We start from the raw sequence: 19,612 nt of genomic DNA, 5'->3' as shown, positions 1-19,612 counted from the left end.
GTGTTGCTAAAAAGCGACGGTGTGTATAAAAAATAGTCTGTGTTATTCACGTGTGTTATTGCAAATAAACATAATAGAAACATTGCTGTATGTAATTTGTAGCAAATATGGCACATATAATGCATAATACTGCGCAGTGGCTCATTCACCTTCTTATGTCAGCCCCCGCAAGGGTTGTGCTACATAAACCATAGAATGATGCACTCAAGGTGCCTGCCGTCCGACTTTTGATTATTGCCAGTCTTGTACTGCTTTATCATGCTCCGGGCGAAACGTTGAGTAAGGCACCGCCTGATTCCAGAACAAAGGCAGAGATTATTCTCTGCCTTTGTTGTTTTTATACCCGTCGCCCTTTAAGTGCTTGAGTCAGTTCATCGGGATTTGCTCAATTGCCGCCTACCTGCATCATGAAGTAACTTGGGTATAAATGTTCTTTGTGAGTTCAATACTTTAAACTCCCGCCATTCCCCGCTAGCATCAAATTATCCAGAATCCCAATGAGATAAGTCTATTGAACCAGTGGCATTTTTTCCCGCGATCCTTACGTCAGCTCGTCATGATGGCCTTTTTGCTGGTGCTGGTTCCGTTATTGGTTCTGGCATGGCAAGCCTGGCAAAGCCTGAATGCACTTAGCGATCAGGCTGCGTTAACGAATCGCACCACGCTGGTTGATGCTCGCCGCAGCGAAGCCATGACAAACGTTGCTCTGGAAATGGAACGTAGCTATCGCCAATATTGTGTGCTGGATGATGCAACGCTTGAAACGGTTTACCAGGGGCAGCGTAAGCGTTACATGCAAATGCTCGAAGCACATTCCGGTGTTTTGCCTGATAACCATCTTTATAAAGATCTCCGCCAGTCGTTAAACGACCTTGCCACCATACAATGCAAAAATAGCGGCCCGGACACCGCTGCCGCTGCATATCTTGAAAACTTCGCTGCCAAAAATGCTGAGATGGTACAAGCAACCCGCGCGGTGGTGTTTTCCCGTGGTCAGCAACTTCAACAAGAGATTGCCGAGCGCGGGCAGTTCTTTGGCTGGCAGGCGCTGGTATTATTCCTGTTGAGTTTTGCATTGGTGATTATCTTTACTCGCATGATTATCGGCCCGGTGAAAGGTATCGAGAAGATGATTAATTTACTCGGCGAAGGGCGTTCATTGGGCAATTCGGTGTTGTTTAAAGGGCCGCGTGAACTACGTTCTGTTGGGCAGCGCATTGTCTGGCTTAGCGAGCGCCTTTCCTGGCTTGAATCCCAGCGTCACGAATTTTTACGCCATATTTCCCATGAGTTAAAAACACCGCTTGCCAGTATGCGTGAAGGTACCGAACTGCTTGCCGATCAGGTTGTTGGGCCGCTGACCAACGACCAAAAAGAGGTGGTGGAAATCCTTGATAACAGTAGCCGCCACTTACAAAAATTGATTGAGCAGTTACTGGATTACAACCGTAAACTGGCGGATGTGCCACTCGAAATGGGTAAAGTTGAATTGGCACCGCTGGTGGATGTCATTATCGCCTCTCACAGTTTGCCTGCACGGGCTAAAATGATGCGTACCGAGTGTGATATTAGCCCGGTTGCTTGCCTGGCGGAACCGATGTTGTTAATGAGCGTGCTGGATAATCTCTATTCCAATGCGGTGCACTATGGGTCTGAATCCGGTACCATTTATCTACGAAGCTTGCAGGTCGACCACTTGCTTTATATTGATGTGGGTAATACAGGCGACCCTATTCCGTCCGCGGAGCGAGAGATGATCTTTGAACCTTTTTATCAGGGAAGCCACCAGCGTAAAGGTGCGGTTAAAGGTAGCGGCCTGGGATTAAGTATCGCCCAGGATTGTATCCGTCGTATGCATGGCGAATTACACCTGATTGATGATGAAACGGCAGATGTCTGCTTCCGTATCGAGTTACCTGTCTTTCCCGAGAACAAATAAAAAATGAAAGCGACTATTTTTCACGTGTTGCGTAACGGCTTAATTCCATGCCTACGCAGCCCAGTTTCAATTCGCCCGCTGTCCGCATTACTTGTGCCATTACTACTGGCGAGCTGTGTTCAGAATACTGTGCCGAAAGATGTTAAACACCCACAACGAGCAGAAGAACCGGAACAGCAACTGGCCGATTACTTGTCTACAGATTGTGAGGATATCTGGCAAAACCAGAGCCACGACTCAATGAGTAACCCTCTGTATTGGCTTCGGGCGATGGACTGCGCAGAACGTTTAGCACCTATTCAGGCGCGAGCTGAAGCACGCCGCTGGCCATCTGATAGTTGGCGCGACACCTTCAAAAGAGGAATTTTGTTGGCGAACGCCAAAATTAGCCCAACCGAGCGCCGCCGTTACATGGTTAAGCTGGATGCGATGACGACAGAGGTGCCTTCACAGGTGCGCTCGTTATTCCAGGTCTGGCGTGATGGGCAAGCGTCGTTGCTGGCTTTGTCAGATGAACGTACCCGCTACAGCAAATTACAACAGTCGTCAGACAACGAACTGGATACGTTGCGTGAACAACAGCAACGTCTCAGAGGCCAGCTCAGCCTGACGACTCGCAAACTAGAAAACCTGACGGACATTGAACGCCAGCTTTCGAGCCGCAAACCTGCCGGTGCTGAGTTGCCGGACAATACAAAACCCGCGCAGGAGGCGAAACCATGACGCAACGTAAGCCTGCAAGACTCCTGCTGGTTGATGACGATCCGGGCTTGCTTAAACTTCTCGGTATGCGCCTGACCAGTGAAGGTTATACCGTTTCCACCGCGGAAAGTGGTGCTGAAGGGTTGCGTCTCTTGGGGCGAGAAAAAATCGACTTAGTGATTAGCGATCTGCGGATGGATGAGATGGATGGCATGGCGCTGTTTGCCGAAATCCAGAAAGCACAACCGGGAATGCCGGTTATCATTCTGACCGCTCACGGTTCTATTCCGGATGCCGTGGCCGCAACACAGCAGGGCGTTTTTAGTTTCCTGACTAAACCAGTTGATAAAGATGCGCTCTACAAGGCGATTGACGATGCTCTCGAGCATACGGTCACTGCCGGCGATGATATGTGGCGCGACACTATTGTTACCCGCAGCCCAACGATGCTGCGCTTGTTGGATCAGGCACGCATGGTGGCTCAGTCGGATGTTAGCGTGCTGATTAACGGGCAAAGCGGGACCGGCAAAGAGATCCTCGCGCAGGCTATTCACAACGCCAGTCCGCGCAGCAAAAAAGCGTTCATCGCCATTAACTGTGGTGCGCTGCCGGAGCAGTTGCTGGAGTCAGAACTGTTTGGCCATTCGCGTGGCGCGTTTACCGGTGCAGTCAGCAGCAGAGAAGGGCTGTTCCAGGCCGCAGAAGGCGGAACGTTATTCCTTGATGAAATTGGCGATATGCCGATTCCTTTGCAGGTCAAATTATTGCGCGTGTTGCAAGAGCGTAAAGTGCGTCCGCTAGGCAGTAACCGCGATCTCGATATCGACGTGCGTATTCTTTCCGCCACCCACCGTGATTTACCCAAAGCGATGGAGCGCGGCGAGTTCCGCGAAGATCTGTTTTACCGCCTCAATGTGGTGAGCCTGAAGATCCCGGCTCTGCATGAACGGGCAGAAGATGTGCCTTTGTTGGCGAATCATTTATTACGCCAGTCAGCCGATCGCCATAAGCCATTTGTTCGCAGCTTTTCCACCGATGCAATGAAACGCCTGATGGCGGCAAGTTGGCCGGGCAATGTGCGCCAGTTGGTTAACGTGATTGAACAGTGCGTAGCTTTGACATCAGCTCCCGTTATCAGCGAAGCGCTGGTCCAGCAGGCTCTCGAGGGTGAGAATACTGCGCTGCCGACTTTCGTTGAAGCACGCAACCAGTTCGAGCTGAACTATCTGCGCAAATTGCTGCAAATGACCAAAGGTAATGTCACCCAGGCCGCGCGCGTAGCGGGGCGTAACCGTACTGAATTCTACAAATTACTCTCAAGGCATGAACTCGATGCCAATGACTTTAAAGAGTAGTTTGTGGTAATTTGAAACCACGATTACTGTAACCAGGCAGCACACTAGAGTTGTGCGGGAACCGGAAATACCATGAAAAAAATTGATGCGATTATTAAACCGTTCAAACTGGATGACGTGCGCGAAGCGCTGGCAGAAGTTGGTATCACCGGCATGACGGTAACTGAAGTTAAAGGTTTTGGTCGTCAGAAAGGGCACACCGAATTGTACCGTGGTGCTGAGTACATGGTGGATTTCCTGCCAAAAGTAAAAATTGAAATTGTCGTCACCGACGACATCGTTGATACCTGCGTGGATACCATTATCCGCACTGCGCAAACTGGTAAAATCGGCGATGGTAAAATCTTTGTCTTTGACGTAGCGCGTGTGGTGCGTATTCGTACCGGCGAAGAAGACGACGCGGCGATTTAAGTGTGTTTAATGTCGGATGTCGTTTTTGCTCATCCGACTTATGAACACTGAAGTAGGGTGGATGAGCGAAAGCGACATCCACCGTGTTTTTTGATCACATCACTTTATGCGGGCCAAAGCATTCGTAATTAATTCGCTCCTGCCCAACGCCTAGCTTCACTAACTGCTCCGCCGCAAAACGCATAAAGCTCACCGGCCCACACAGATAAAACTGCATCTCTGGCGCACTGATTTTGCTTTCCAGAGCCAGTAAATCCATCAAACCTTCGCTATCAAATTTCGCCTGTGTACGGCAGCTTTCACCTGGATTGCGGTACCATACGTGGCGCTCAAAGCGTGGCAGCTGTTCCCCCAGGTGATTCACTTCATCCGCAAATGCATGCACGTCACTATGTTCTGCCGCATGGAACCAGTTCACCTGTGCGTAATGGGCATTTTTCGCCAGCGTATCGAGCATTGCCAGCATCGGCGTTTGGCCAACACCTGCTGAAATCAACGTAACCGGCGTTTGCGCGTTCACTTCCATAAAGAAATCACCGGCAGGCGCAGCCAGATGCACTTCATCGCCCACTTGTGCGTGGTTGTGTAACCAGCTTGAAACCTGGCCCAAATCTTCGCGTTTAACCGCAATGCGATAAGTTTTGCCATCAGGCTTGCGGGTCAGTGAGTACTGGCGAATTTCCTGATGCGGGAAGCCTTCAGGTTTCAGCCACACGCCAATGTATTGGCCTGGCTGATAATCAGCGACTGGTTTACCGTCAACCGGAGCAAATTCAAAACTGGTGATGAGTGCGCTCTGCGGCTCTTTTGCCACAATACGGAAAGCGCGTGTCCCTTCCCAGCCGCCATTTTTCGCCGCGTTATCCTGGTAAATTTCTGCCTCACGGTTGATAAACACGCCCGCCAGAACGCCGTACGCTTTGCCCCACGCATCCAGCACTTCCTGGCCTGGGCTGAACATTTCATCAAGCGTCGCTAACAGATGGCCACCGACAATGTCGTACTGATCAGGTTTAATCTGGAAACTGGTGTGCTTCTGCGCGATTTTCTCAACCGCAGGCAACAGCACTTCCAGATTTTCGATATTGGTGGCGTATGCGCAGATAGCGTTGAACAGCGCTTCACGTTGATCGCCGTTGCGCTGGTTGCTCATATTGAAAATCTCTTTCAGCTCAGGATTATGGCTGAACATGCGATCGTAAAAGTGTGCGGTAAGTTTCGGGCCGGTTGCTGCAAGCAGGGGAATGGTGGATTTCACAACGGCGATGGTTTGTGCATCAAGCATGAGATAGCTCCATTTTTAACGTTTAAAGTTAATGTTGTATTTTAAATGCATCTTATTAAATAATCAGAATAAAAAAAAGCACTACTGTGTAAATGGATACTGACTGAGTCGATTCGGCTCACATAACGTGAAATTTCTGCATGTTGATGATGAATTAATATCCGTTGAAACAGCTTGCCACTTTTCCCTTCAAACCCTTGCGGGACGCCAAGCCAATCGTTTGCGTAAAAACCTATGTCAAGACCTATCACACGATAACGTTTCGGTTTACACTGTTGCCCGTTGTATTTATTGCGGCCGTAAAGCTGTGCAAATATTTGCTGTTAGCTGAGTGAAGGAGAAGCGAATGTTAAAACGTGAAATGAACATTGCCGATTATGATGCCGATTTATGGCAGGCTATGGAGCAAGAAAAAGTACGTCAGGAAGAGCACATTGAACTGATCGCCTCCGAAAACTACACCAGCCCGCGCGTGATGCAGGCGCAGGGTTCTCAGTTAACCAACAAGTACGCTGAAGGTTATCCAGGCAAACGTTACTACGGCGGTTGCGAATATGTTGACGTGGTTGAGCAACTGGCTATCGACCGTGCAAAAGAGCTGTTTGGCGCTGATTATGCTAACGTGCAGCCGCACTCCGGTTCCCAGGCTAACTTCGCGGTATACACCACGCTGCTGGAACCAGGCGACACCGTTCTGGGTATGAACCTGGCACACGGCGGCCACCTGACTCACGGCTCCCCGGTAAACTTCTCCGGTAAGCTGTACAACATCGTTCCTTACGGTATCGATGAATCTGGTCATATCGACTATGCAGATCTGGAAAAACAAGCTAAAGCTCATAAGCCGAAAATGATCATCGGCGGCTTCTCTGCTTATTCCGGCGTGGTTGACTGGGCGAAAATGCGTGAAATCGCAGACATGGTTGATGCGAAACTGTTCGTGGACATGGCGCACGTTGCGGGCCTGATTGCCGCGGGCGTTTACCCGAACCCTGTTCCACACGCTCACGTTGTTACTACTACTACACACAAAACGCTGGCTGGCCCGCGCGGTGGTTTAATTCTCGCAAAAGGCGGCAGCGAAGAGCTGTATAAGAAACTGAACTCCGCTGTATTCCCAGGCGCGCAGGGTGGCCCACTGATGCACGTTATCGCGGGCAAAGCTGTTGCACTGAAAGAAGCAATGGAACCTGAGTTCAAAACTTATCAGCAACAAGTTGCTAAGAATGCAAAAGCAATGGTTTCTGTGTTCCTGGACCGCGGTTACAAAGTGGTTTCTGGCGGTACTGACAACCATCTGTTCCTGCTGGATCTGGTTGATAAAAACCTGACGGGTAAAGAAGCTGATGCAGCCCTCGGTCGCGCAAACATCACCGTGAACAAAAACAGCGTGCCAAACGATCCGAAGAGCCCGTTTGTGACTTCTGGTATTCGTATCGGTACGCCAGCGGTAACTCGTCGTGGCTTCAACGAAGCTGATGTTCGTGAACTGGCTGGCTGGATGTGTGATGTGCTTGATAGCATCAACGACGAAGCGGTCATTGAACGCACTAAGCAAAAAGTGTTGGATATTTGCGCGCGCTTACCTGTTTACGCGTAATACCCGTCATCCTTCATGCTGTAGGGGGCTCACTTACCGCCTACCCGCAACTCGAATGCTTACGAGTATAAAGTCTGACTCAACCCCGGCTTGCCGGGGTTTTTTTATGCCTGCACGTTATTACATCTCGTTTAACGCAACTTCTGCGTACAGATACCCAATCCCCATGACCTGCTGTGGCCTGCTTAATTGTCCAAAACTAATCTGCGTGGCGTTCATCTTCAGTGAGTCGCCGTGATCAAATGGATTAAATCCAATCTGCTTGTCGATAGTTGCAAGCCAGCTTTCACCAAATGCACAGCTTCTGCCATAAAACAAAATCTGATTGATATTCAGGATATTGAGGAAATTGTACAGACTTAACCCAATGGCGTTTGCGGCACTTTCGACCCAACGGCACACCTGTTCATCGCCTTCGTGCCAGGCAGCAATAAGCTGTGCTGAGGTTATCGATTCAGGGTCGAGCTTAGGCGTTCCTGGCTGTGATTTTAACCATATGCGTGCCTGCTTTTTTAACGCGCTCAACGAAGCTACTGTTTCCAGGCAACCATAGCGCCCGCAGTCACAAGCCATGCCGTCTGGGTTCACAATGGTATGGCCGATTTGCCCACTGCCATATAAACTGCCGCGATAAATCTGCCCGTTGATTACAAACGATGAACCAATCCCGTAATCGACATTTATCACGCAGAAATCCTGGCGATTTGCTGGATTCTGCCATTTTTCTGCCAGTGCTAGCATCACGCAGTCGTTATCGACTCTTACCGTTACACCAAGCTTTTCCTCGAGCAGATATTTAATTTCCACCGGCTCACGCCACGGAGCCTGCGGCATGGTTTGCGAAACGCCTGTTACAGGATCGACTTGGCCATGAATAGCTAAAGCGAGATTGATGACTTTTTTCGGCCAGATTTTGCGTTGGTTACGCCAGATGTTCTCAATAGTGGCCAGTAATGCCTGCGGTGTGGTGGCGTTCACATGGATGTGTACAAATTCCCCTTGCGGTGAAAGCTGTGCATCGCACAGTTGGCTTTCAATACTGGTGGGCGAGACATTCATGCATAGAATGAAATCGCCATCAGGTGGAATTTGATAACTGCCGCTGTTAATGCCTCGGTTACTGAGATTTTCACTGGAATGGCTCAATTTCCCATCGCTCACCAGCTCCTCAAGGATCTTACTCACCGCTGGAATGGACAGCCCGGTGTACTGCGCAAACTGTGATTTGCTTAGGCGCTTATGCTGCCAAACCAGTTTCATAATCGTCTGGCGATTGAGTTGGCGCACGCGTTGATTATTCAGCCCTGAATCATGCATTTCACTAAACTCCGTTAACTTTATTGTGTGAGCATTAAGCGCTCTAAGCCGTAATGAGTTCTCTACACTGCAAACATAACGTATTTCACTGTTGTTTGTTTACTGGAGAAGCGAAATGTACGGAGCCGTTAGCGTCTGGCAAGAGACGATTGCTTTACCCACCTGGACTACCGGTGCGGAAGATCCGAATCCGATGTTTCTGGAAAACCGTGTCTATCAGGGGTCTTCCGGTGCGGTTTATCCTTACGGAGTTATCGACACACTTACTGGTATTCGCGAGATGCGTGATTACAACGCGGTGTGGATTGAGAACGATTTTATCCGCGTAATGTTATTGCCTGAGTTGGGTGGCCGAATTCATCGTGCGTACGACAAAGTGATGGAGCGTGACTTTGTTTACTACAACGAAGTGGTGAAACCTGCTTTGGTTGGATTGGTTGGGCCGTGGATTTCCGGTGGTATCGAATTTAACTGGCCGCAGCATCATCGGCCAACCACCTTCATGCCGGTGGATGTGACTTTCCAGAAACATGACAACGGCGCGCAAACCGTATGGCTCGGTGAAGTTGAGCCAATGCGTGGCCTACAAGTGATGACAGGTTTTACGCTCTATCCAGAAAAAGCGCTGATTGAAATCACCGGAAAAGTATTCAATGGCAACGCCACGCCGGGTCATTTCCTGTGGTGGGCAAACCCGGCGGTAAAAGGTGGTGATGATCACCAAAGCGTATTCCCGCCAGATGTCACGGCGGTATTCGATCACGGTAAACGCGATGTTTCTGCCTTCCCGATTGCTCACGGTACTTACTACAAAGTTGATTATTCCGCTGGTGTGGATATCTCACGCTACAAAAACATCCCGGTGCCGACTTCGTATATGGCGGATAAATCAGATTACGATTTTGTGGGTGCCTACCATCATGGCGAGCAGGGCGGTCTATTACATATTGCGGACCACCATGTTTCACCGGGTAAGAAACAATGGTCATGGGGAAACTGCGATTTCGGCCAGGCCTGGGACCGCAATCTAACCGATGAAAATGGCCCGTATATTGAACTGATGACCGGTGTGTTTACCGATAATCAGCCAGATTTCACCTGGATTGCCCCTTACGAAGAAAAAGTCTTCGTGCAGAACTTCCTGCCATATAGCCAGCTTGGCACTTTGCAAAACGCCAACACTCAGGCGGCAATTAAACTGGAACGCCACAACGGCGAGCTGCACCTTGGTGTATACGCTATTGCGCCTCTGCCTGATTTTACACTCGACATTGAAGCCGCAGGCCAAACACTCTGGAAATCAGCTCTTTCATTACAACCCGCGCAGGCGTGGCAGGAAAAATTCGGCAACCACTGGCCACAACGTCTGACGTTAAATTTGCGCGATCCGCAGGGCAATATCATTCTCAGCTATTGCGAACATGTCCCTGAAGATTTACCTCTGCCGCAGCCAGCCAGCGTGCCCGCTAAACCACATGACCTCACCAATTGCGATGAGCTGTATTTTATCGGGCAACATCTGGAGCAATATCTGCACGCCAGCCGCTCAGCACTGGATTATTACCAGCGAGCGCTGGCATTAGATCCCGAGGATTACCGCTGCAACGTAGCACTCGGCCAGCTTGAATTTAACCGGGGCAACTGGGAGCTTGCTAAACAGTACGCGGATGCGGCATTGAAACGCGCACATCGTCTGAATAAGAACCCGCAAAATGGCGATGCCAGCATGTTGCGTGGAGCGGCAAAAGAGAAGCAAGGCGACTTCAACGGCGCATTTGACGACTACTTCAAAGCAAGCTGGAGTGGCAACTGCCGCGATGCTGCATTCTACGCGCTGGCGCGTCTGGCACTGCGTAAAGGTGATGTCGTTCAATCACTGGCGTTTGTGAACCAAAGCCTCAAGTTTAACGCCAGCAATAATCTGGCTATGGGGCTAAAAGCACTGGTTTTACATCGAACAGGGGCAACACAAAATGCGCTGATCTGGATTGCGCAGCAACTAGAGGAATACCCGCTTAGTTACGTGTTGTACTACGCCCGCTGGGCAATTACGCAAAGTGAAACCGATCGTGCTGAACTGGTGCGAGTTACCGGAAAACGAGGTGTTAATGCCAGTGTACTGGCCGGTTGGTTGGTGAGCCTTGGCAAGGATTCGGCGGCGAAAGAGATGCTGGGTGTTCTTGACTCACAAGAAGCGATGCCGCTTTTATGGCGTGCGGCGCTAACCACTGACCGTACTGAGCAACACGTTTTCATTCAGCAGGCGCAGGAGAATTTTGCTCGTAAAGTTCGCTTCCCAAATACTCTGGATGAAGTGCAAATGTTACAGCGATTGCCGCACGATGGCTTCGCACAATATCTGCTTGGTTGTTTCTGGTACAGCAAACGCCGATATAACGAAGCTGTTTCCTGCTGGCAATTTGCAGCACAGCAACTCCCGGAATTCGCTGCAGTACAACGTGTGTTGGGGATTCATGCCTGGAATAAAACACATGATGTAAGCCTTGCCGAAAGTTATCTGCAACGAGCGGTTGAACTTGAGCCTGATAACGCCCGCTTCCTGTTTGAACTCGATTACCTGCAAAAACTTAACGGGCGCGCTATCGGGCAACGTTTGGCGAATCTCGCAGCTCGTCGTGATGTGGTGCTTAAACGCGACGACCTTACCGCTGAATTGTTGAGCTTGTGGAATATTCACGGTGAAACCGATGCGGCGGCACAAGTTCTGGCACTGCGAAAATTCCACCCATGGGAAGGTGGGGAAGGCAAAGTCACCGGACAGTATCTTATCAACCTGCAATACCGTGCGCTGGAGTGCATTGCCAATAACCAGTTTGGCGAAGCAGAAGAGTTGCTACAGCAGGCGCTAAATTACCCGGAAAACTTGGGTGAGGGGCGTTTAGTCGGCCAGAGCGATAACGATATTTGGTATCTGCTCGGCTGGTGTGCACAACAACTCCAGCAGCAGGAACGTGCTCAGCTCTATTTCGAGCGTGCGCTGGAAGGGGGCTCCACTCTGGAAGCCGGGCGTTATTACAACGACCAACCTGTCGATTACTTATTCTACCAGGCCATGGCGCTGGTACGCCTTGGTGATAAAGAGCGGGCGCAACAGCAATTCCGTAGCTTTATTCACTGGGCTGATGCCCACTTTAATGACCCATCTGAACCTGATTTCTTTGCCGTATCACTGCCAGATTTGGTCGCGCTGGATGCCGACCGTCAGGCTGCACACCAGCAACACTGCCTGTTTGTCGCAGCCCTTGGGCATCTGGGATTGGGGGAACACTCCGAGTTCGAAGCAGCATTGAAAGCTTTACTGTCACAAAATCCGGCTCACGACAAAGCACACTTGCTGCATCTGGCTATGCAGCGCGGCGTGTTTGCCTGAGTGCCGAAATAACAATAAACGGCGGGAAATAAATCCCGCCTCCTCTGTATCTCTACAAAGCGAGGAATAACAATGAAAACTGTGCAGACACAACTACGCATGGGGTATGTATGGACTATCTGTCTGGTGGCCGCCTGTGGCGGTTTGCTATTTGGATATGACTGGGTGGTGATTGGCGGCGCCAAACCCTTCTACGAAGCTTACTTTTCAATCACCGATCCCGCTCAGTCTGGCTGGGCGATGAGTTCCGCATTGGTGGGTTGTATTTTTGGTGCGCTGATTTCCGGCTGGTGTGCTGACCGGTTTGGACGCAAAACACCGCTTATCATGTCGGCGATACTGTTTACCGCATCGGCCTGGGGTACGGCGATGGCCAGTAACTTCGATATGTTTGTGGTTTATCGCATCGTCGGTGGCGTGGGGATTGGTCTCGCATCAGCGTTAAGCCCGATGTATATCGCGGAAGTGAGTCCGGCTGAAAAACGCGGCAAGTTTGTTGCTATCAACCAATTAACTATTGTGATTGGCGTGCTGGCAGCACAGCTTATTAACCTGTTGATTGCTGAACCGGTTGGCACCGCAGCGACCATGCAGCAAATTACTGAAAGCTGGAACGGGCAGGTTGGTTGGCGCTGGATGTTCGGTGCAGAACTGGTTCCGGCGCTGGCATTTTTAGTGCTGATGTTTTTTGTGCCTGAATCGCCACGCTGGCTGGCGCGTGCCGGGAAAAATGAACGTGCTCACCAGATGCTTAAACGTATCGGTAACCAGAAATATGCCGACGATACCCTGAATGACATTTTGCAAACGCTGAATAATGACACGCAAAAAGTCTCCTGGGGCGCGTTATGGCAGCCACAGGTTAAGCCAATCATTATCATTGGTATGGTGCTGGCGGTATTCCAGCAGTGGTGTGGGATTAACGTGATATTCAACTATGCGCAGGAGATTTTTGCCTCCGCCGGGTTTGATATCAACAGCACCCTGAAATCTATTGTGGCCACTGGCTTGATTAACCTTATCTTCACCCTCGCCGCGCTGCCGCTGGTGGATAAAATTGGCCGTCGTAAGCTGATGTTGTTTGGTGCTGCGGGGCTGACCATTATCTATGCATTAATTGGTGCGGCATATGGTCTCGGCATTATGGGGCTGCCGGTGTTAATTCTGGTTCTGGCGGCGATTGCGATTTATGCCCTGACGTTGGCACCTGTTACCTGGGTTCTGCTGTCAGAAATTTTCCCTAATCGTGTGCGTGGCCTGGCGATGTCTTTAGGCACTCTGGCGTTATGGATTGCCTGTTTCCTGTTGACCTACACCTTCCCGTTATTGAACGCCAGTCTTGGGGCTGCGGGGAGCTTCCTGTTGTATGGCGTGATTTGTGCGGCAGGCTTTGTCTATGTGCGCCGTTACGTTCCAGAAACTAAAGGCGTGAGCCTGGAAGCGCTGGAAAAACGTATGGCAGAGCAACACGGTGCAGCGGCAAAAGCCCGCGCTGAAAGAACGGCGCACTAAGTTATGGAAAGTCTGAAACTTGAAAATGAACACTTACGTTTAACCGTCGCCCCGCAAGGGGCGGCAATCCTCAGCCTGGATTCGTTAAAGCACCAGCAACCGATTCTTTACGCAGGTGAAAAAGCACTATTCCCGATGCTACCACTGGCAAACCGCGTCGCCGGGAATTGCTTTCGGCTACACGGAGAAATGGTCACGTTGCCGAAAAGTCCTGTCGATGAACAGTTTTTTCTTCATGGCGACGGCTGGCTTAAAAGCTGGCAGGTAGAAATCCAGGATAGTAAGCAGGTGGTTTTGACACTGGATAGTCGGCATGAGTGCGGGTTTGATTATCACGCGCGGCTGATTTACCGGCTGGAAGGTAAGCGTTTTATTGCTGAGCTTCAGCTCACTCACCGGGGGAGTCAGCCGATAGTTTATGGGCTGGGTTTTCATCCCTTTTTCCATCTCACACCCGCGACACGCGTGCAGTTTGGAGCAACGGGTTTCTGGCCTGAAGGAGAGAATCACTTACCTCTTGAGTGGAGTGACCAACTGACGGCGCAAACCAATTTCATCACGGCGAAAATCCCGGACAACCAATGGCTGAATGTTGGCTATTCCGGTTGGAATGGTTTGGCGTTGATTGAATCTGGTGACCTGCTGGTGCAGCTAAAATGTTCCACGCCGTACTTGATGGTGTTCCGTATGGCGGGCGAACCCTTTATTTGCCTTGAGCCACAAAACCACCCGGTGAATGCCCACAACATGCCTGGGCAGCCGGGGTTGGTATTGCTGCAGGGAGGGGAAACGACACGGCTAGCCATGGAAATCATGGTTTTGTAGGTCGGATAAGCGTGAGTGCCATCCGTGAATGCCGTTGGATGGCGCTGCTGCTTATCAATCCAGGTAAATCAATAAAGCCGTTTAATTATTGCGTGTTATTAGTCTGTTAATGAATGCTTGCAAGCACGCCAGCGCTCGGACACACTAGCGCCTCCAAAACGGGAGGGATCATGGTTTTGCATTCAACGCGCTGGCTGGCGCTCAGTTATTTTACCTACTTCTTTAGCTACGGGATTTTCCTGCCATTCTGGAGTGTCTGGCTTGCCGGAGTTGGTCTACCACCTGAAACCATAGGACTGTTGTTAGGGGCTGGATTAATCGCCCGTTTCCTTGGTAGTTTGCTTCTTGCACCTCGTGTTACCGACCCTTCCCGACTTGTCTTTGCTCTGCGTTTACTTGCCTTACTCACTTTGCTATTTGCCGTTGCTTTCTGGTTTGGGCAAACCGCCACCTGGCTTTTGATTGTGATGGTCGGTTTTAACCTGTTCTTCTCACCGCTGGTGCCGCTTACCGATGCGTTGGCTGGAACCTGGCAGCGTCAAATCACCATGGATTATGGCCGTGTACGCTTGTGGGGATCGCTGGCGTTTGTGATAGGTTCCGCCATGACGGGCAAACTGGTGAGCATGTTTAGCTACCAGGCGATTCTGGTGCTGTTGAGCATTGGTGTCGCATCAATGCTTATCGGCATGATGCTGCGCCCATCCGTGATGCCGCAAGGTGAAACTCGCCATAAAGAAGGTGCGGGCTGGCCTGCCTGGAAAAAACTGGTGCTTGGGTCATGGCGTTTTCTTGCCTGTGTAACGTTATTACAAGGTGCCCACGCGGCTTACTACGGGTTCAGTGCGATTTACTGGCAGGGCGCAGGGTATTCTGCTTCGGTTGTCGGGTATCTATGGTCGCTGGGTGTTGTCGCGGAAATTGTGATTTTTGCGCTCAGCAACAAGCTGTTCCGCAACTGGAGTGCGCGGGACTTACTGCTGCTTTCTGGTGTGACAGGAATACTGCGCTGGAGCCTGATGGCCTGGACCACCGATTTGCCGTGGCTGATTGCCGCGCAAATCCTGCACTGCGGTAGTTTCACTGTTTGCCACCTGGCGGCGATGCGTTATATCTCCGCGCGCGAAGGTAATGAAGTGATCCGTTTGCAGGCTGTCTATTCAGCCGTAGCAATGGGCGGTGGGATTGCCATTATGACCATGTTCTCCGGCTATCTGTATCAGCACATGCAGGGCAATGTGTTCTGGGTTATGGCGCTGGTGGCCGTGCCTGCACTGTTCATTCGGCCACGCCCCGTTTCATATTGCGTTAACACTCAATAATCTTACGGATCTGCTGCTGCTGATGTTCACCCAGCGGCAGCGTGACGTGAATCAGTGGCGGTGAGTACAGTGGCAATGTGGTGGAGTAGGGTGTAATCACCAACACCACTTCTTTCGGCGCCCCCTCTTTTTGGTAACTGTGAATCGTCAGGTGTTTAATATTGAGCGGCAGTAACGTGAGCTCGCGAAGCTGCTGTTCAACACTCTGTTCAAGTTCAATATTATTGCCAGTGAGCAGCAAAACCTGCTTTTCATGCAGATCATTTTCCTGCATTAGCCACGCTCCGAATATCACAGCCACCAGTCCCACTTCTTCATCTGAAAAACGCATTTCAAAATGGTTTTCAAAATCATTGAACGCTTCACGTGTGGTGCGCATTAAGCGTGGGTAAAGGCGGGTTATTTCTTCCGGTAGGCTGTTATCAATCCCAATACCGAACTGGCAACGATCCAATGCCTGAGCAAGATGAATGTAGAGTTGGTCACTCAGACCCTGTTCATCGCTAAAGGACATACCCGCCAGCTCGCGAAAGCGCGCAATCATTCCGCAAATAGCCGAGCGTAAGCGTAAATCTTGCTCATGATTGTCATGAATCGGGTCGGGAGTGCGTAGTAACTGGAATAATAGCGCCAGGAATAATTGCTCGTTTTCGCTGGCTGATTGCAACATGCGACGCTTCCAGTGGCGGGCAATCTCAAGCGCTGCCACAAACTCCGGGCGTATTTGCGTCCACGCGCGTTGCTGCTCAGTGAATTCTGGTGTGATCCCAGCATGATGCTGGTGCAAACAGTACTGCAAAAACAGCGTTAAAAATTGTACGTCGCGGCTATCAAATTGCCGTTGCAAGCGTCGTGCACAAAGACCGATCAGCGCCTGGAGGTTTTTCTCGTCATATAACGCAGTCAGGATCCCTTGCTGTTTAAGCTGGGTTTTAAGCGCAGGGGTAAACTGCTGCTGCACAAAATGTGGGCATAGACGCAACGCACGGCGCAACCAGTGCAATAAGCACAGACGGCGGTCTAAAGATGTGCCCTCAATCCGATAGCTACCATCCTGCTGTGTGATAAGCCTCAGCCGGTGATAGCGCTGGATTTCATCGCCAGTGTCGGCTATATCTTGCAGGGCTTTGGTGTCATCGACCCCGTTGAGCCTTGCGAGGATCTCGGGAGTGACGGTTTGGCCCGGTAAGTAAAGCAACAAAAGCAGGTGGCAGCGGCGCTGCGGACTGGAGAGTACAGATGGTGGTGGGGAGAGCAGTGTCATCATCCGCGTAACCAAGTCAAAGTTATTAATGCTAAGAGTAGCTAAACCTTTTGTCGTAGAGAGCCACATATGAGCTTTTTAATTACGTAATTCTGACTGGCTCACAGAATTTTAAGCTTGAGAGAATAATGAGCAGGAAAATGTGTAACAGAATTGCGTTTTTCGCCTTGAGTAGCGTGCTTTTTAGTCCGGTGGCTTTGGCACACCCACACAGTTTTATCACCCTTGTGACGACGGTGATGACCGAAAACGACCAGCTTACTGGCCTTAAAATGCAGTGGACGATGGATGAAATCACTTCAGCAGATCTACTGTATGACGCCGGTAATGCCAAACCTGACTCACCGGTGTGGAAGAAATTGGCAGCCGAAGTCATGGCCAATGTTTTGGGACAGCATTACTTCACCGAATTTTGGCATAACGGTAAAAAAGTGACCTTTAATAACCTGCCACCTGAGTATGGCCTTGCTCGAGTAGGACATCAGGCCGTGTTGACCTTTGTTTTGCCGCTTGCACATCCGCAGCCATTGAAGGGGCAGACGTATCAGTTTGCGACGTTCGACCCGACCTATTTTGTCGATATGAGTTATGAAAACGCCAGTGATGCCAAATTGCCGAAAACATTAGACTCACTTTGCAAAATCGCGGTGAAAACCCCGCAGCCGAACGAAGATACGCTGGCCTTCGCGCAATCGCTGGATAAAGCCGATGCCCCTCCCGAGGATATGGAGCTGGGTAAACAGTTTGCTCAACAGGTGATATTGCAATGTCAGTAATGCCTTCAGCTCAACCCCACTCACGCCATTGGCTTCACCTGTGGCCGCTGGCATTGTTCCTGCTGGTTTGTGCAGGAGCACTTTACAGCTTGTGGTATTACTGGCCGCAAATCCTCATCGACAGTGCGATGTGGCAGAAATCGATTAACCAGCAAATGAGCACACTTCTGCGTGAGGTTGCCGAGAACCCTACGCGTGCAGGTTGGTCGTTGCTGTCATTTAGTTTTGTTTACGGTGTGCTTCACGCATTAGGGCCCGGTCATGGGAAAATAGTTATTACGACCTGGCTTGCGACACATCCTTCGCGCCTGAAAAGCAGCCTTAAATTGACTTTTGCAGCATCTTTATTGCAAGGGGTGGTGGCGATTGGGTTGGTAACGGTAGTGCTGGGTATTCTGGCGTTGCCGTCGCGCCAATTGCACATGAGTAGTTTTTGGCTTGAGAAGGGAAGCTATTTGCTGGTGGGGGTTTTAGGTGTGATGTTGTGCGGTCGAGCCCTACGTAAATTGCAACGTGTGCTGCGAAAACCGAAGCGTTTCACTTCATTCACGCCTCATCATGTACACGATGAAAAATGTGGCTGTGGTCATCAGCATTTACCCACGCAGCAACAGCTTGCAGCAGGAGAAGACTGGCGTGCCCGAATGATGATTGTTTTATCCATGGGGATGCGCCCATGCTCTGGGGCAATTATGGTGCTGCTATTTAGCAAAGTGATTGGTGTGTATAGCTGGGGAGTGATGTCGACGCTTGCGATGGCTGCCGGCACATCTATTACCATTTCTGGCCTGGCCTTTTTAGTCCACGGTTTCCGTCAGCTTGCGGTACGCATTAGTGGTAACAAAGCACCCGTTTTATGGCGGCAAGTTGCCTGGGCAACATTGGCATTTGCAGGCGGTGGAATTTTAGTATTAGCAGCAGTGGTGATGTGGCTGAGTGCTCAACCGGTAATGCGCGGGATTCGACCGTTTTAATTGAATGCCTTCCCGACGGGAAGGCATTTTCTGAGATTAACGCTTCAGCGCTTCGCTCAGTTCATCACGCATGGTTGCCAGCATCGCTTTAACAACACGTGGGTTACCTGCAACGATGTTGCCGCTGGTCAGGTGGTTATGGCCGCCGGTGAAATCACATACCAGGCTACCAGATTCGCGAGCAATCAGTTCACCAGCTGCGAAATCCCAAGGCTTCAGGCCAATCTCGAAGAAACCATCAACACGGCCAGCCGCAACGTATGCCAGATCCAGTGCAGCAGAACCGGTACGGCGGAAGTCAGCACACTGAGTGAACAGTTTAGCAACGATGTTGATATATGGAGTGGCGTGTTGCTTGAGCTTGAATGGGAAGCCCGTTGCCAGAATGGTGCCATCGAGGTCACGTGCATTGCTGCCGCGCAGACGGTAACCGTTCAGCTGTGCGCCTTGACCACGAACGGCTGTGAACAGCTCATTACGCATTGGGTCATAAACGACGGCAACTTCGGTGCGGCCTTTAACACGAACAGCGATAGATACAGAGAAGTGCGGCAAACGTTTGATGAAGTTTGAAGTGCCATCCAGAGGATCGATAACCCATTGCACATCCTGCTCGGTACCCGCCAGTTCGCCTGATTCTTCAGCGACAATGGTGTGTTGCGGGTAGGATTTGCGGATAATTTCGATAATCAGGCGCTCGGCCTCTTTATCTACGTTAGTCACAAAATCGTTGCTCCCTTTTTGACTCGCTTCTACAGCGTCAGGGGTTTCGTAGTTCTTGGCAATTAAATTGCCCGCCTTGCGCGCAGCGCGCACGGCGATGGTGAGCATCGGATGCATCGGTCTCTCTCTGGATGTTAAAGAACGGGAAAACGCGGCGGAGTATAGCAGAGCGTTCGGAATATGTCCCAGGGTTATGATAGGATATCGCGATAATCT

At 50.6% G+C, this 19,612-nt stretch carries 15 protein-coding genes; 11 read left to right on the top strand and 4 right to left on the bottom strand.

What is annotated here, in order from left to right:
- Positions 1–556 precede the first annotated feature (556 nt).
- The 4 genes from IX31_RS14350 to glnB all read left to right on the top strand — a co-directional run bounded on the left by IX31_RS14350 (position 557) and on the right by glnB (position 4,407).
- Positions 557–1,939 carry a sensor histidine kinase gene (locus IX31_RS14350; RefSeq protein ID WP_122974023.1) on the top strand — a complete coding sequence of 461 codons (1,383 nt, stop codon included), beginning with the start codon at positions 557–559 and terminating at the stop codon, positions 1,937–1,939.
- A gap of 3 nt (positions 1,940–1,942) precedes the next feature.
- Complete coding sequence (gene qseG / locus IX31_RS14345) at positions 1,943–2,662, top strand: two-component system QseEF-associated lipoprotein QseG (protein WP_034459254.1); 720 nt, start codon at positions 1,943–1,945, stop codon at positions 2,660–2,662.
- Positions 2,659–3,996: a two-component system response regulator GlrR gene (glrR, locus tag IX31_RS14340; protein WP_034459251.1), complete on the top strand. Its 1,338-nt coding sequence runs from the start codon at positions 2,659–2,661 to the stop codon at positions 3,994–3,996. Before qseG ends, glrR begins: the two co-directional genes overlap by 4 nt.
- A gap of 72 nt (positions 3,997–4,068) precedes the next feature.
- Positions 4,069–4,407 carry a nitrogen regulatory protein P-II gene (gene glnB, locus IX31_RS14335; protein WP_002438074.1) on the top strand — a complete coding sequence of 113 codons (339 nt, stop codon included), beginning with the start codon at positions 4,069–4,071 and terminating at the stop codon, positions 4,405–4,407.
- Between the two features lie 94 nt (positions 4,408–4,501).
- On the opposite strand, the gene hmpA is transcribed toward glnB, so the two are convergent.
- Positions 4,502–5,692 (bottom strand): NO-inducible flavohemoprotein, encoded by a 1,191-nt coding sequence (gene hmpA, locus IX31_RS14330; protein WP_034459247.1) that lies wholly within the window; start codon positions 5,690–5,692, stop codon positions 4,502–4,504.
- 346 nt (positions 5,693–6,038) lie between these two features.
- Between hmpA and glyA the strand changes: the two genes are divergently transcribed.
- Positions 6,039–7,292, top strand: coding sequence for a serine hydroxymethyltransferase (glyA, locus tag IX31_RS14325; protein ID WP_034459245.1), 1,254 nt, complete (start codon positions 6,039–6,041; stop codon positions 7,290–7,292).
- A gap of 120 nt (positions 7,293–7,412) precedes the next feature.
- Here glyA and IX31_RS14320 read toward each other — a convergent pair whose 3' ends face one another.
- Positions 7,413–8,609: an ROK family protein gene (locus IX31_RS14320; protein WP_034459243.1), complete on the bottom strand. Its 1,197-nt coding sequence runs from the start codon at positions 8,607–8,609 to the stop codon at positions 7,413–7,415.
- A gap of 115 nt (positions 8,610–8,724) precedes the next feature.
- On the opposite strand from IX31_RS14320, the gene IX31_RS14315 reads away from it, so the two are divergent.
- The 4 genes from IX31_RS14315 to IX31_RS14300 all read left to right on the top strand — a co-directional run bounded on the left by IX31_RS14315 (position 8,725) and on the right by IX31_RS14300 (position 15,659).
- Complete coding sequence (locus tag IX31_RS14315) at positions 8,725–12,000, top strand: DUF5107 domain-containing protein (protein ID WP_034459239.1); 3,276 nt, start codon at positions 8,725–8,727, stop codon at positions 11,998–12,000.
- 72 nt (positions 12,001–12,072) lie between these two features.
- Positions 12,073–13,512 carry a sugar porter family MFS transporter gene (locus IX31_RS14310; RefSeq protein ID WP_034459237.1) on the top strand — a complete coding sequence of 480 codons (1,440 nt, stop codon included), beginning with the start codon at positions 12,073–12,075 and terminating at the stop codon, positions 13,510–13,512.
- A 3-nt stretch (positions 13,513–13,515) separates the two neighbouring features.
- On the top strand, positions 13,516–14,337 hold the full coding sequence (locus tag IX31_RS14305; RefSeq protein WP_034459235.1) for an aldose 1-epimerase: 822 nt from the start codon (positions 13,516–13,518) through the stop codon (positions 14,335–14,337).
- 170 nt (positions 14,338–14,507) lie between these two features.
- Positions 14,508–15,659: a 3-phenylpropionate MFS transporter gene (locus IX31_RS14300; protein ID WP_034459232.1), complete on the top strand. Its 1,152-nt coding sequence runs from the start codon at positions 14,508–14,510 to the stop codon at positions 15,657–15,659.
- On the opposite strand, the gene csiE is transcribed toward IX31_RS14300, so the two are convergent.
- Positions 15,646–16,926, bottom strand: a complete 1,281-nt coding sequence (gene csiE, locus IX31_RS14295) for a stationary phase inducible protein CsiE (protein ID WP_034460100.1) — start codon at positions 16,924–16,926, stop codon at positions 15,646–15,648. The genes IX31_RS14300 and csiE overlap by 14 nt on opposite strands.
- 137 nt (positions 16,927–17,063) lie before the next feature.
- Between csiE and IX31_RS14290 the strand changes: the two genes are divergently transcribed.
- Both IX31_RS14290 and IX31_RS14285 read left to right on the top strand, forming a co-directional pair.
- A complete protein-coding gene (locus tag IX31_RS14290) occupies positions 17,064–17,699 on the top strand; it encodes a DUF1007 family protein (RefSeq protein WP_122974022.1) in 636 nt (211 codons plus the stop codon).
- Positions 17,690–18,673 carry a nickel/cobalt transporter gene (locus IX31_RS14285; protein WP_034459227.1) on the top strand — a complete coding sequence of 328 codons (984 nt, stop codon included), beginning with the start codon at positions 17,690–17,692 and terminating at the stop codon, positions 18,671–18,673. Before IX31_RS14290 ends, IX31_RS14285 begins: the two co-directional genes overlap by 10 nt.
- Positions 18,674–18,709: 36 nt before the next feature.
- On the opposite strand, the gene suhB is transcribed toward IX31_RS14285, so the two are convergent.
- On the bottom strand, positions 18,710–19,513 hold the full coding sequence (gene suhB / locus IX31_RS14280; RefSeq protein ID WP_034459225.1) for an inositol-1-monophosphatase: 804 nt from the start codon (positions 19,511–19,513) through the stop codon (positions 18,710–18,712).
- Positions 19,514–19,612 lie beyond the last annotated feature (99 nt).

The sequence above is a fragment of the Buttiauxella noackiae genome (genome assembly GCF_000737905.1).
Taxonomy (GTDB): domain Bacteria; phylum Pseudomonadota; class Gammaproteobacteria; order Enterobacterales; family Enterobacteriaceae; genus Buttiauxella; species Buttiauxella noackiae.
The sequence above is the reverse complement of the archived record's forward strand: the minus strand, read 5'-3'. Positions and strand labels throughout refer to the sequence as shown.